This window comes from Hymenobacter sp. NBH84 (genome assembly GCF_014217645.1).
In the GTDB taxonomy this organism is placed as follows: domain Bacteria; phylum Bacteroidota; class Bacteroidia; order Cytophagales; family Hymenobacteraceae; genus Hymenobacter; species Hymenobacter profundi.
This window is the reverse complement of record NZ_CP043644.1, coordinates 137929-151843: the sequence shown is the minus strand read 5'-3', so window position 1 is coordinate 151843 and position 13915 is coordinate 137929. Positions and strand designations below refer to the sequence as shown.

The window sequence follows — 13915 nt, the reverse complement described above, 5'->3', positions numbered from 1 at the left end:
CATAGCTTTGCCCTATGTCCCCACTTTTTCTCTTCCTGTCGTTTCTGGCGCTGCTGAGCGCGCTAGGCGTGGTTATCGCCAAGAACCCCGTGCACAGCGTGCTGTTCCTGATCCTGACGTTCTTCGCTTTGTCGGGGCACTATTTGATCCTGAACGCGCAGTTTCTGGCAGCTGTGAATATCATCGTGTACGCAGGTGCTATCATGGTATTGTTCCTGTTCGTGATTATGTTCTTGAACCTGAACGCTGACACGGAACCTAAAAAGCCTATAATGGCCCAGATAGCTGCTGTTATCGCGGGCGGTTCGTTGTTGCTGGTACTAGTGGCTGCCCTCCGCAACGTGGAACCGGTAGGTTACGATGCTGCTACCTTCGACTCGCAGATTGGCATGGTAGACCGTCTCGGTTTGGTGCTCTACGATCAGTATCTGTTGCCTTTCGAATTGGCCTCTATACTTTTCCTAGCCGCTATGGTAGGCGCCGTGATGCTAGGCAAGCGCGAGACGGGCGAACGAAATTTTTAGAAGCTTCTCTTCTATATAAAAGCGAAAGCGGCAACTGAGGTTTCAGTTGCCGCTTTCGCTTTTATACTTCCTTCGGAGTAGCCAATGGCTCTTCGCCAAACTTCCGGCGCATCCAGGCTGGGCCACAAGCGCTCTGCATTTTCTGTTTGAATTTCTCCTGTTCCTCGGGCGTCATGGTAGCCATGCGACCGGCAATCTTTTGCTTCCAGGCATTACGACGACGTGCCCAACCTGCGCCGCCCCTACCCCATCCACCGAACAGAATACGCGAGAGTAATAGCAGACCGAGACCCTGCCAGAAACTAATAACTGGCCCGTTGAATATTTCCGGCACCAACTTGTTCCAGAGAATCATAAAAAACTGGCCGACTATTGCAAGGAATAGAACGGCGAAGAGTACGAATTTGAGGCCACGTAGCAGCCAGGAAGAGCGGTTCATTGTTGAGGTGCTAATGAGGTAATGTGCTGATGTAATGACACAGCATGTTGACTGTCGAAATAACCGAACGTCAATCCGTAAAGAGTTCGGTGTAGAGCTTTTGCAGGCGTTTGCGCAGGTGTTGCACGGCGTAGTGCTTACGCGAAATCAGGGTTTTGAGCGGCACGCCGGTTTCTTCTTCCATTTCGCGAAAGCTTTTCTCTTCCAGTTCGTGCCAAATAAACACCTGGCGCTGAGCGGGCGGTAGCTCCTCTAGCGCGGCGGCCAAAGCCTCCATCAAGGTTTCGCGGAGTAGGCGGTTTTCGGGTGCGTCGTCGGGGGCCGGTAGGATGTCGGCGAGCAGCAGCGAGTCATCTTCATCTGTGCCCGTTGCATGCAGCTCATCTTCCAGCGAAGCGGTTTTCTTACGGCGATACAGGTCGGTGATGCGGTTGCGCGCCACCCGAAACAGCCACGCCGCCGCTTGTTCTACGGGCTTCAGTAACCGGTAGCTTTCTACCAATTCAGCAAAAACGTCTTGCAATACGTCTTCGGCTTCGGCTTCGTCGGGAATACGGCGGCGGATGAAGGCCAGTAGCCGGGCCCGCTGTTCGCGCACCGCTTGCTGAATCTGCCGGTCCTGATGGCCTGCATCCATGTAGGCATTATCGAGCATGAGGGGTAGCGTTTCCATTCTGCTAACACAGACGGATGAAGGCCGAAAATACTTGAACAAACCCTCACATTTTCTTTGGTGTGTGTACGCCCTAGCCCTATTGATACAGTGGCAATTGCTCCTCGCTATCTTGCTGGCGCTTGTTATGGGTAGCCACCGACAGGTTAGACTGGTTCCAAATCACGTTTTACAGTGGGGCTTTTCTATTTTTCCGATACCTTTGCCACCTATACTGTACCGCCCCCGTCGGCAAACCCCACCGCATGGACCAGACCATTCCGGAAGTAATCCGCACCGTACCACTCCAGTACTACGTGTTTTTCGCCACGGCCTTGTTTGCCATCGGAGTTACGGGCGTACTGATCCGGCGCAACGCCATCATCATTTTCATGTGCGTGGAGCTGATGCTGAACGCAGTGAATATCCTGCTGACAGCCTTTTCCGCCTACCGCGCCGATGCTAACGGACAGGTATTCGTGTTTTTCATCATGGCCGTAGCCGCCGCCGAGGTATCGGTCGGGCTGGGCATCATTGTGATGATCTACCGCAATTTCCAGACTACTGACGTCAACCTGCTCAGCCGACTAAAGTTTTAAATTGGCGTCCGAAGGGACACAGGATTTGCGTGTTTGAGTTGATGCTATAAGATCGACAAAGAACAACTCCCAGTCCTTCAGTCCCCAAAACCCAGTCCCTATCTTATGCAAGAAACTGTACTACCCCTTCACGGAGCTCCGCACGCCACGCTGCTGTATGTGCTGATTCCGCTGCTGCCGTTTCTGGGTTTTCTGATTAATGGCCTGATGAACCGGCGCCTGTCGGGCACAGTGGCCGGAGCACTGGGCAGCGTGATGGTGCTGGGCTCGTTTCTGATTTCCTGCTACCTATTTGCCACGTTCGAGTACCAGTACACAGTGCCGCTATTCGACTGGATTTCGGTAGGCTCCCTGCAAATCCCGTTTTCCTACCAGGTCGATCAGTTGAGCCTCATTATGTTGCTGCTGGTGACGGGGGTAGGCTTCCTGATTCACGTATACAGCATCGGCTACATGCACCACGACGAGAACGTGGGCAAGTTTTTCGCCTTCCTGAACCTGTTCGTGTTCAGCATGTTGGTGCTGGTGTTGGGTTCCAACTTCGTGATTCTATTCGTGGGCTGGGAAGGCGTAGGTCTGTGCTCTTACCTACTAATCGGCTTCTGGAACAAGGAAACTGCTAACAACAACGCTGCTAAGAAAGCCTTCATCATCAACCGGGTAGGCGACTTGGGCTTCCTGCTCGGCATCTTCCTGATTTACCTGACCTTCAACTCGGTACAGTATGCCGAGGTATTCCAGAAAGCCAGCCTGGGGCAGTTCGGCCCCTATTCGGTAGCGGTGGTTACGGCCATTACGTTGCTGCTGTTTGTAGGCGCGGCCGGTAAATCGGCTCAGATTCCGCTCTACACCTGGCTGCCCGACGCCATGGCTGGCCCTACCCCCGTATCGGCCCTCATTCACGCCGCAACGATGGTCACGGCAGGTATCTACATGGTGCTGCGCGCTAACGTATTGTTCACGCTGGCTCCCGAGACCCTGGAGGTTATAGCCGTTATTGGCGCAGCTACAGCACTGTTTGCGGCTACCATCGGTCTGGCACAAAACGATATCAAGAAGGTACTGGCTTACTCCACCGTGTCGCAGCTGGGCTATATGTTCCTGGCGCTGGGCGTGATGGGCTACTCTACCTCGCTGTTTCACGTGCTCACGCACGCATTCTTCAAGGCGTTGCTGTTCCTGGGTGCGGGTTCTGTGATTCACGCCATGAGCAATGAGCAAGACATTCGCCGCATGGGCGGCTTGCGCAAGGCCCTACCCGTCACTTTCGCTACCTTCCTCATTGGCTGCTTAGCCATTTCGGGCATTCCGCCCTTCTCGGGTTTCTTCTCGAAAGATGAGATTCTGAGCCACGTGTACGAGCACAGCAAGGTGCTGTATGCGGTAGGCCTGTTCACGGCGTTCCTGACGGCCTTCTACATGTTCCGCCTGCTGTTCCTGACGTTCTTCGGCGAGTTTCGGGGCACGGAGGAGCAGAAGCACCACCTGCACGAGTCACCGGCCAGCATGACGCTGCCACTGATTGTATTGGCTATTCTGGCAGCTGTGGGTGGCTTTATGGGGGCACCCATGCTGCTCGGTGGCAAGCACTACCTCGCCGATTATCTCGCGCCTATCTTCACCTACTCGCAGCGCCTCAACCCGGCCGCTTTCGGCCAAGAGCCTGACCACAACACCGAGCTGATGCTGATTGGCCTCTCGGTAGCAGCGGCCGTGCTGGGCATTGTGCTGGCCTACGTGCAGTACGTGAGCCGCGCCGCCCGCCCCGCCGAAGACGATGCCCAGCGCTCGGCCCCAGAGAGCCTAGTGTATCACAAATATTACATCGACGAACTGTACAACGCCCTGTTCGTGCGGCCCATTATGTGGCTCTCGCGCGGCCTTTATCGCTTCGTGGAGCAAAGCATTATCGACCCCATCGTGAATGGTTTCGGCCGGGCTACCCTCGGCGGCAGCCAGCTGCTGCGCTACGTGCAAACCGGCTCGGTGGAAACCTACTTGATTCTGATGGTAGTGGGAATTGTGCTGGTACTCGCGCTGAATTTCGTGCGATTCTAGACCGCTCATCCATAGTTACTGCCACGCAGCTTTTCGCCTCATATAGTAGTAAACTGCTGACTTACCGCTCCTTGTTTCAGAGCGCCCCAAGAACAACCTGATTAGCTAATGCTCACCGTCTTTCTCCTACTCTGGCCCGTGGCGGCTGCTCTACTGCTGCACTTCTTTAAAGGGGGCGCGGCCCGCGTGGTGGCCCTGGGCGCAGCGCTGGTTGAATTGGCGGTGGCTGCCTTTGCCGCCATCTTGTCGCGCGGCAATGTCAGCGGACAGTTCGATGTCAACTACCAGTGGGTAGCCTCTGCGGGCATCAACTTCCACGTAGGCATGGATGGCCTGAGCGTGTTGCTGGTGCTGCTCACGGCGTTTCTAGTGCCCATCATTATGCTAGCCGCCTTCCGCCGCGAGTATGAGAACCCCTCCACGCTGTACGCGCTGGTGCTGTTTATGCAAACCGGGCTGGTAGGCGTGTTCGTGTCGCTGGATGCGTTCTTGTTCTACTTCTTCTGGGAAGTGGCACTTATTCCGATTTACTTCATTGCCGGCGTGTGGGGCGGCGAGCGGCGTGTGCAGGTCACGTTTAAGTTCTTCCTGTATACCATCATCGGTTCGCTGTTTATGCTGGCGGGCTTCGTGTACCTGTATTTCCAGACCGGCCCGGCCGCGTCAGGGCTGGCGCAGCACTCTTCGGAGCTGTCGGCTTTCTACAACCTGAACCTGAGCAGCAGCGAGCAGTCGTGGCTGTTCTGGCTGATTTTTGCGGCCTTTGCCGTGAAGATGCCCATTTTCCCCTTCCACACCTGGCAGCCGGATACCTATACCGAGTCGCCCACCGTGGCGACCATGCTGCTTTCGGGCATCATGCTGAAAATGGGTGTGTATGGCGTGATGCGCTGGCTTCTACCCGTTGTCCCTTACGGCGTAAGCCAATGGCAGCCGCTGGTGCTGATTCTGTCAATTATCGGTATCGTGTACGGAGCCATCATCGCTATCCGGCAGCACGACATCAAGCGCCTGATTGCCTACTCTTCGTTTTCGCACGTGGGCCTGATGGCGGCGGGTATGTTCTCGCTCACCCAAATTGGCCTGCAAGGCGCCGTGATTCAGATGCTGGCCCACGGTGTGAACGTGGTCGGGCTGTTCTTCGCGGCTGATGTAATTGAGCGCCGCACTGGCACCCGCAACATCGCCGACCTCGGTGGCCTCACGCGCCGCACACCTCTGCTCACGGTTACCTTCCTGGTAGTGCTGCTGGGCTCAGCAGCCTTACCCCTCACCAGCGGTTTTGTGGGCGAGTTCCTATTGCTAGCCGGTGTATATGAATACAACGCCTGGATGGGCGCGGTGGCAGGCCTCACGGTCATCTTTGCAGCGGTGTACCTGCTACGCATGTTCCAGCGGGTGATGCTGGGGCCGGATTCAAGCTTCTCTGCCACCATTACTGACCTTACCGGCGCCGAACTGGCCGTGATGGTACCGCTGGTGGTATTAGTCTTCTGGATTGGTCTGTTCCCGAACACCTTCCTGCACATTTCGGAACCAGCGGTGATGCAGCTGCTGAATATCGTGAAACGATAGGTACTTTTTGGCTGCTGGCCACTCGCTGTTAGCTGGTAGCTAACCGTGCAACGACAAAAGCTAGCAGCCAACAGCTAATAGCTAATAGCTTCTCATCCCATGACTTCTCTCATTATACTTTCCGTTTTTGGCATCATCAACCTGTTTTTAGGGTTTCTGCGCTCTAACAAGATGCTGATGCCCCTGGCGATGCTGGTGCTGGTCATTGTATTTGGGGCCAACGCTTACGACTGGAGCCTGGGTACGCAAAGCTTCTTCAGCGAAATGCTGGTAGTGGACCGTTACACGGTGGCCTTCACGGGTATTGTGGTGCTGACTACGATGCTGCTCCTACCCTTCTCCGAGAAATACGTGCGCGAGGGCGAAGCCAACCTGGCCGAATACTACTCGCTGCTGCTATTTGCGCTGGTAGGCGCCATTATGATGGTAGCCTACAACAACATGCTGATGCTGTTTATCGGCATTGAGATTATGAGCATTTCGATGTACGTGGTGGCCGGTGCCGACAAGCGCAACGCCCGCTCCAACGAAGCCGCGCTCAAGTACTTCCTGATGGGTGCCTTTGCCACGGGTATTTTGCTGTTTGGGGTAGCGCTGGTGTACGGCGCTACGGGCACGTTTTATCTTTCTCAACTGAGTGCTGCCGTTACTAATCCGGCAAATGCGGAGTTCACTCCAATGCTGTATGTTGGCATCCTGTTGATTATCATTGGCATCAGCTTCAAGGTAGGCGCGGCGCCCTTCCACTTCTGGACTCCCGATGTGTATGAAGGTAGCCCTACCTTCTTCACGGCTTATATGAGTACGGTGGTGAAAACAGCTGGCTTCGCTGCTTTTTTCAAGCTGTTGCTTGTTGGTTTCGGGGGGGCACAGTCGTTCTGGCTACCTACCGTGCTGGCTATTACTATTCTGACGCTGCTCATTGGCAATCTAGGCGCGGTAGCCCAAACTAGCGTGAAGCGCATGCTGGCCTACTCCAGCATTTCGCACGCCGGCTACCTGTTCATTGCCCTGGTAGCGTTCGATCAAAACCTGTCGGCCAACGGTATTTTCTTCTATTCACTGGCTTATTCAGTAGCTACTATATCGGCTTTTGCGGTGCTGAAGCTGGTAGCCGATCAGCGCCAGCGCGAGGACTACGACGGCTTTGGCGGCCTGTACCGCACCAACCCACTCCTAGCGGGTTGCCTCACCATTTCAATGCTGTCGTTGGCGGGTATCCCGCTCACGGGGGGCTTCTTCGGTAAATTCTTCGTGTTCTCGGCTGCTGTTAGCCAAGGCTATATTGGGCTGGTGGTGTTTGCGCTGGTGATGTCGATGGTTAGTATCTACTACTACCTGCGGCCGGTTATTGCAGCGTATCTGCGGCCATTGCCGGAGAATGCGCAGCCGGTTTATGTCAGCAGCTTTCAATCGGTGATGCTGGTGGTGCTGGCCCTGCTTACGGTTGTGCTGGGCGTATTGCCCGGTTTGGTAAGCGGGTTGCTATAGGAGTATTTGTTCAGGCAAAAACCGCTGTTATTCTAAATAAAGCGAAGGACCTTATCAAGTTGAACGAATCGTTGTTGCGACAGCCGTTCATACGTGATAAGGTCCTTCGCTTTACTTAGGATGACAGCGGTTTTTGCTTACGCCACCTGCATCTTCACATCGGGCCAAGGCATGTGGATTAGCTCCACGGTAGACCACAGTTCCCGCTGCCCACTGAGGTGCAGCAGCACGCGGGCAGTGGTTTCTACATCTTTCTGGCAGTAGGTAACGATGCGCGCCAGATTCTTTTCCTTCCAATACACCTCCCCTACCTGCGAGCCGTCGATATCGTCTTTGGGTGACGGAATATTGAAGGCGCCCGCCAACAAGGCCAACGACGTGTAGCCTTTGTTGTCGCCAAACTTCCACATGTCCATCGTGTCGAGCAGGTGGGGAAGGTCCCAGGGCTTGTAACCGGCAATGTCGAGCATGGGGGGTAGGGAGATGCCGCAAATCACCATGCGGCGGCCCAAGTAGGCATAGTCAAACTCGCGGCCGTTGTGGGCGCAAAGGAAATATCCATCGGGCGAGGCGCCCGGGAAGCGGCTGCGCAAGTCACCAAAGGGCTTGTGGCGGTCCAGCAAGTTAGCAAAGCCTTTTAGCACCACGCACTCATCATCATCGGCGAAGGACTTCACCCGGAACTCCAGCGTCTCGTCGGGTAGCATGCGGAAATACCCTACTGAGATGCATACGATTTTGCCAAACTCGGCGTATAGCCCCGCGTTGCCGAACAATTCGCTGGTTGTTTTACCCTCCGTGATTTCGCGCTGGTGCCGCTTGCCACAAAACTTATCCCACAACGCTTGACGCTCGGTGCTCAGTTTGCTGTGGCAATCTTCGCAGGGAACTGTTTCTATATCAACAAGAAAGACTTTCGTCAGGTCGACGTGGCGGAGGGCATTCATACCGGCCGGGAATTATAGGATAGGAGGACTACTGCCGAAGATAGGAGTTTCGAGCTGATGTATCCCAACAGTTCTACTACCCTAGTGTTTTCTCTTGTTGGCGGTACACGCCGTAGGAGTACCCGTATGTGATGACCACCGAAGTTAGAATTAATGTAGCCAGCAGCGTATTAGCGACTTTAGCAGATACTACCACTGTGGCTACCATCACCACCAGTCCTGACCAAAAGAACAGCCGTCCGCCCAGCCGGTGGGTTTTTTCCCATATCACGGGAAATTCCAGCGCCCACGGCGTCCGAATGCCCACAAAGTAGTTGGGGCGAACTGTCGTGAGATAATTACCGAGTAGCGCGAAGAAAATGCCTAATGCCAGCACTACTCCTTTTCCGATCATTGTACCAGGATGGAGCGCTGCGTATAAACTCATGCAGCTAAATACGCTTAAGCCGGCCACCAACGTCAGGCGGAGTTTCTGAAAGTTGGTAGCAGCACTATCTATGCGCCGTTTGGGATCGAAGCGTGGCAACCATGTTAGTAGAAAGTAGATGGCAAGCGGCGCCACCACGCACAGCCACCACATCGATTCCTTGGCAGTATAGCCATTTGGCTGCCCATTAATGTCGAAGTGGGTAGGGATTTGTGCAGGTAGCTCATCCCATACTCCTGTTAAATAAATAGTAGGTAATACCAATAATACCAACGTCAGCAAATGCCAAAAGGAAAGGTTTGTTTTCATACTGCGAGAAGATAGAATGATGAATCTTTTACAATTGCCCTTCCGCAGCTACTTTCAACTGCACCCAACGCTGCCCGCATTGCCAACCAAAAAGCAAAACAGCTAGCACATAAGCTCCTAGTATTAAGCTGACAACAAGAAACAGCGCATAGCTAGCCGGTAGGATCCATATAGGTAGCATTACCAGCAGTCCGCTCGCAAATAACAACCGCCCCGCTAGCCGGTAGCTGCGTGTCACCAAGTCGCCGTAGTGCTGCATAAAAGGCGTGTTGAACGTGAGGAGCAAGTATTTTGGCTGGCCTAACGCTACCTGATAGTTTCCTAGTAATACCATGAATACAGCTATGGCAGTTGCTACCCACTGTGGCGAAATCGTATCAGAATGCGTGGTATTGTACAGGTAGTAACAGTACAGCAAGCTCAGAAAAGCTACCATCACTCCGTGTGACTTGCGAAGACTACGTTTGCCAACAACTCGCTCTATATGAATCCGTTGCGGACCCATAAATCTAAAATCAGTGAGTATCTGCGTGAGGGCTACCATTATCGGCAATAAAAAGATCCAGGGGATATGCTGGTACTGCGCGGGGGGTAGCGTAGCCAGTAGGAATAGCATGTATAGTAGTGGCAAGGCGATAATGCTGCACAATACAACCTTCTGACGGATAGAGAATAAAGGCTTCATGTAGTAGTGGGATTGGAAGAATTTTTGAACTGCATCATCCAGCCGATAATCTCATCAAACACCGTCATGTTCAGGGTATAGGTCACGAACTGGCCTTGCTTGTCGCTGGTGACGAGGTCGGCTTGGCGGAGCAGGTCGAGGTGGTGGCTGATGGTAGGCTTGGAGAAATGGAAGGCCTCGGCAATGTCGCCGGCCGTGCGGGGGCCGTCGCGCAGCAATTCCAGGATGGCGCGGCGAGTAGGGTCGTTGAGGGCTTTGAAGAGAGCGTTCAAGTACTAGTTTTATATTTAGACAAATATCTAAATAAGAGTGAAAAACCCTAGCTCCTTTTCAAAAAAATTTCCGACGGCTTGTTTTGCTTACCTATGACGCATCCAATGTGCATGCTTATACGCTTGCCCATTTCTTATCACTAATGGTGTTTACTACGGCCTCGGAGTACGGCAGTGCTATTTCTCTTTCCAGCTAAAAAAGGGCATTAAAATGCATTAATTTAGCTTTAATTCCCTTTTAATGCCTGTATATCAAATAGTTATATATATTATGAAGCTAATTCAATCTGAACGGTAGTGGGTGTCGTAAGGCTGGGGTAGTATAATAATAACCCTAACACAATGAAACACTCCTTTCTAAAAACTGCCGGCACGCTGGCTTTAGCATTCGGTCTGTCAGGCATGTTCACTGCCTGCAACGACGACTCGGAAGATCTTACTGTTGATAAAATCGACCTTGGATTTCAGGCGCTGACTGACAACAACCAACTGTTGTCGTTAAATGCCAATGATGCCGACGAATCGCCTGCCCCCGTTACCATCACGGGTCTGCAAAGCGGCGAGAAGATTATAAGCATCGACTACCGTCCTGCCACCGGCCAATTATATGGGTTAGGCAACACTAGCCGACTTTACGTTATCAACCCTACTACCGGCGCGGCGCGTATGGTAGGCACTGCCCCCTTCACCCCTGCTATCAACGGTACGATGGCCACCATCGACTTCAACCCTACCGTAGACCGCCTGCGCCTGGTAACCAACACCGGCCAGAACCTGCGCCTGAACCCTGAAACCGGCGGCGTAGTGGCAACCGATGGCAGCATCAACGGCGTGACCAACGCAGCTATTTCGGCTGTGGCCTACACCAACTCGGTATCGGGCACCGCCACAACGACGCTCTACGACATTGATCCGGCCACTGACCGCCTGTACCGGCAAGACCCACCCAACAACGGTACGCTAGTAGCCATTGGCGACCTGGGTGTGAACGTGACGGGCATGAGTGGTTTCGACATTGCCGCCGGCACCAACGACGCATTCGCCGCTCTCACCGTAGACAATCGCTCAGGCCTATACAAGATTGACCTGACCTCGGGCCGCGCCACGCGCTACGACGATTTCGACGACGATAACAACATTATCGGGTTGGCCATTCCTACCCAGGCCGTAGCCTACGGCGTAGATGCCAGCAACAACTTCATCACCTTCAACCCCACCAGCCCCCAAACGCAGGTATCGAAGCCGATTACGGGCGTGCAGAGCGGTGAGCAGATTTTGGGCCTAGACATGCGCCCTGCTACCGGCCAGCTCTACGGCTTGGGCAGCACCAACCGTGTGTATACCATCAATATGTCGTCGGGCGCGGCTACAGTAGTGGGCAGTGTGCTTCTACCTCTCACGGGCGCCGAGTTCGGGTTTGACTTCAATCCAGTGGCAGACCGCATCCGCATTATAAGCAACACAGGTATCAACCTGCGTGTGAACCCAATTGATGGTGTGGCTATTATAGATGGCCCGTTGAACCCAGGTACACCCAACGTAACGGCGTCGGCCTACACCAATAACTTCGCTGGTACCACCACCACGGTACTCTACAACATCGACTCGAACAACGACCAGCTCTACCGCCAGGACCCACCTAACAACGGTACTCTGGTAGCAGTGGGCGCGCTGGGCGTGAACACCACCGGTGCAAACGGCTTTGACATTGGCGGCACTAGCGGCACCGGCTTCGCCGTGCTGACGGTAGGCACCAGCGCCAGCGTATACACCATCAACCTGACTTCCGGCGCCGCCACCAAAGGCGCCGACCTTCCTACCCCCCTGCGCGCTATGGCCGTGGGCCTGGGTTTCTAAGCTAGGCACACACACAAGAAAGGGGCGCCTGAAGTTTCAGGCGCCCCTTTCTTGTGTGTGTGTTACTTTCTAGAAATTCTACTTCCCCGCTACCACATCCGTCTTAATACTCAACTCCTTCAGTTGCGCCTGCGAAATCTCGGAAGGCGAGTCAATCATCACGTCCCTACCCGAGTTGTTCTTGGGGAAGGCGATGAAGTCGCGGATAGAGTCGGCGCCGCCGAAGAGGCTGCACAGGCGGTCGAAGCCGAAGGCGATGCCGCCGTGGGGTGGAGCGCCGTACTCGAAGGCGTCGAGTAGGAAACCGAACTGCGCCTGCGCTTCCTCGGGGCTAAAACCGAGTAAGGAGAACATCTGGGCCTGCACGGCGCGGTCGTGGATACGGATGGAGCCACCCCCTACCTCTACCCCGTTGATGACCATATCGTAGGCGTTGGCGCGGGCCTGGCCGATGGTTTCGGGGTTGTCGAGCAGGGCCACGTCCTCGGGCTTGGGCGAGGTGAAGGGGTGGTGCATGGCAAAGTAGCGGCCTTCTTCCTCGATGTATTCGAGCAGGGGGAAGTCTACTACCCACAGGGCCGAGAAGGTATCCTTATCGCGCAGGCCGAGGCGCTGGCCCATTTCTAGGCGCAATTCGCTTAGGGCCTTGCGGGTTTTATCGGTAGGGCCGGCCAAGATCAGCAGCAAATCACCTTCGTTGGCGTTGAAAGCGGCTTTCCACTTTTGCAATTCCTCCTGCGAGTAAAACTTATCCACCGACGACTTCACGGTGCCGCCGGCTTCTACGCGGGCGTACACCAGGCCAGTAGCGCCCAGCTGCGGACGCTTTACGAACTCCGTCAGCTCGTCTACCTGCTTGCGGGTGTAGGTGGCGCAGCTCATGGCGTTGATGCCTACGACCAACTCGGCGTTGTCGAATACCGGAAAGCCCTGGCCTTTCACGATGTCATTCAGCTCCACAAACTTCATTTCGAAGCGCGTGTCGGGTTTGTCGTTGCCGTAGTAGCGCATGGCATCGGCATAGTCCATGCGGGGTAGCTTACCGATTTCCAGGCCTTTCACCTCTTTGAACAGGTATTGCACCAGGCCTTCGAAAGTGTTCAGGATGTCTTCCTGCTCCACAAACGCCATTTCGCAGTCAATCTGGGTGAACTCCGGCTGGCGGTCGGCGCGTAAGTCTTCGTCGCGGAAGCACTTCACAATCTGGAAGTAGCGGTCGAAGCCCGACACCATCAGGAGCTGCTTGAAGGTTTGGGGCGACTGGGGTAGGGCGTAGAACTCGCCGGGGTTCATGCGCGAGGGCACCACAAAGTCGCGGGCGCCTTCGGGCGTGCTTTTGATGAGCACGGGCGTTTCCACCTCGATGAACTGTTGCGCGTCGAGGTAGCGGCGCACGGCCTGGGCCATGCGGTGGCGCAACATCAGGTTCTGGCGCACGGGCGCGCGGCGCAGGTCGAGGTAGCGGTACTTCATGCGCAGGTCGTCGCCGCCGTCGGTGTCGTCTTCAATGAGGAAGGGCGGCAGCTTAGCCGGGTTGAGCACCTCCAGGCTCTCCACCCGAATTTCGATGGCGCCGGTGGGCATCTTGTCGTTTTTGGAGTAGCGCTCGGCCACTTTGCCGGTCACCTGAATCACGAACTCGCGACCCAGCTCGCGGGCGGCTTCGCGTAGGGTTTCGGCCTCGCGGCCTTCTTCCAGCGCCAACTGCGTGATGCCGTACCGGTCGCGCAGATCAATCCAGAAAATGCCGCCTTTGTCGCGGGTGCGCTGCACCCAACCAACAAGCGTTACAGTTTGACCAGCATTTTCGAGGCGAAGCTCGCCATTGGTGTGCGTACGAAGCATAGTGGTAGTGTTTTATAGCTACGAAGGTAGGAAGGTCGCGCGGAAATGGTGGTATACTCAGCGTGATAGAACGTCATGTTGAGCGGAGCAAAGCGCAGCCGAAACATCTCTACCGCAACAGTAAATCATGATCATATGGGAATTACTAGCGGTAGAGATGTTTCGACTGCGCTTCGCTCCGCTCAATATGACGTTCTTATTTTCTTATAACCTTCCCTACCCCACGCAACTTCTA

General features: G+C 54.7%; 13 protein-coding genes. 6 read left to right on the top strand and 7 right to left on the bottom strand.

Features of this window, described 5'->3' with window-relative positions:
• Positions 1-14: 14 nt before the first annotated feature.
• Positions 15-524: an NADH-quinone oxidoreductase subunit J gene (locus F1C16_RS00640; RefSeq protein WP_185282473.1), complete on the top strand. Its 510-nt coding sequence runs from the start codon at positions 15-17 to the stop codon at positions 522-524.
• Positions 525-585: 61 nt separating this feature from the next.
• Here the strand turns inward: F1C16_RS00640 and F1C16_RS00635 are convergent, their stop codons facing one another.
• Entirely contained in the window at positions 586-879 is a 294-nt protein-coding gene (locus F1C16_RS00635) for a hypothetical protein (protein ID WP_219733365.1), read from the bottom strand.
• A gap of 154 nt (positions 880-1033) precedes the next feature.
• Positions 1034-1636 carry an RNA polymerase sigma factor gene (locus tag F1C16_RS00630; RefSeq protein WP_243900281.1) on the bottom strand — a complete coding sequence of 201 codons (603 nt, stop codon included), beginning with the start codon at positions 1634-1636 and terminating at the stop codon, positions 1034-1036.
• A 245-nt stretch (positions 1637-1881) separates the two neighbouring features.
• Here F1C16_RS00630 and nuoK point away from each other — a divergent pair, with 245 nt between their 5' ends.
• From nuoK to F1C16_RS00610, 4 genes are all read left to right on the top strand, one after another.
• A complete protein-coding gene (gene nuoK, locus F1C16_RS00625) occupies positions 1882-2214 on the top strand; it encodes an NADH-quinone oxidoreductase subunit NuoK (RefSeq protein WP_185282471.1) in 333 nt (110 codons plus the stop codon).
• A gap of 105 nt (positions 2215-2319) precedes the next feature.
• A complete protein-coding gene (nuoL, locus tag F1C16_RS00620) occupies positions 2320-4272 on the top strand; it encodes an NADH-quinone oxidoreductase subunit L (protein WP_185282470.1) in 1953 nt (650 codons plus the stop codon).
• Positions 4273-4380: 108 nt separating this feature from the next.
• Entirely contained in the window at positions 4381-5847 is a 1467-nt protein-coding gene (locus F1C16_RS00615; protein ID WP_185282469.1) for a NuoM family protein, read from the top strand.
• Between the two features lie 99 nt (positions 5848-5946).
• A complete protein-coding gene (locus F1C16_RS00610; protein WP_185282468.1) occupies positions 5947-7338 on the top strand; it encodes an NADH-quinone oxidoreductase subunit N in 1392 nt (463 codons plus the stop codon).
• Positions 7339-7475: 137 nt separating this feature from the next.
• Here F1C16_RS00610 and F1C16_RS00605 read toward each other — a convergent pair whose 3' ends face one another.
• The 4 genes from F1C16_RS00605 to F1C16_RS00590 form a co-directional block, all read right to left on the bottom strand.
• Complete coding sequence (locus F1C16_RS00605) at positions 7476-8285, bottom strand: 3'-5' exonuclease (RefSeq protein WP_185282467.1); 810 nt, start codon at positions 8283-8285, stop codon at positions 7476-7478.
• Positions 8286-8361: 76 nt separating this feature from the next.
• Positions 8362-9021: an SdpI family protein gene (locus tag F1C16_RS00600; RefSeq protein WP_185282466.1), complete on the bottom strand. Its 660-nt coding sequence runs from the start codon at positions 9019-9021 to the stop codon at positions 8362-8364.
• Between the two features lie 28 nt (positions 9022-9049).
• Entirely contained in the window at positions 9050-9706 is a 657-nt protein-coding gene (locus F1C16_RS00595) for a hypothetical protein (RefSeq protein WP_185282465.1), read from the bottom strand.
• A complete protein-coding gene (locus F1C16_RS00590) occupies positions 9703-9978 on the bottom strand; it encodes an autorepressor SdpR family transcription factor (RefSeq protein ID WP_185282464.1) in 276 nt (91 codons plus the stop codon). The genes F1C16_RS00595 and F1C16_RS00590 overlap by 4 nt, the downstream gene beginning before the upstream one ends.
• Positions 9979-10320: 342 nt before the next feature.
• On the opposite strand from F1C16_RS00590, the gene F1C16_RS00585 reads away from it, so the two are divergent.
• Positions 10321-11835 (top strand): DUF4394 domain-containing protein, encoded by a 1515-nt coding sequence (locus tag F1C16_RS00585; protein WP_185282463.1) that lies wholly within the window; start codon positions 10321-10323, stop codon positions 11833-11835.
• Between the two features lie 78 nt (positions 11836-11913).
• Here F1C16_RS00585 and aspS read toward each other — a convergent pair whose 3' ends face one another.
• Positions 11914-13680 (bottom strand): aspartate--tRNA ligase, encoded by a 1767-nt coding sequence (aspS, locus tag F1C16_RS00580; RefSeq protein ID WP_185282462.1) that lies wholly within the window; start codon positions 13678-13680, stop codon positions 11914-11916.
• Positions 13681-13915: the final 235 nt, after the last annotated feature.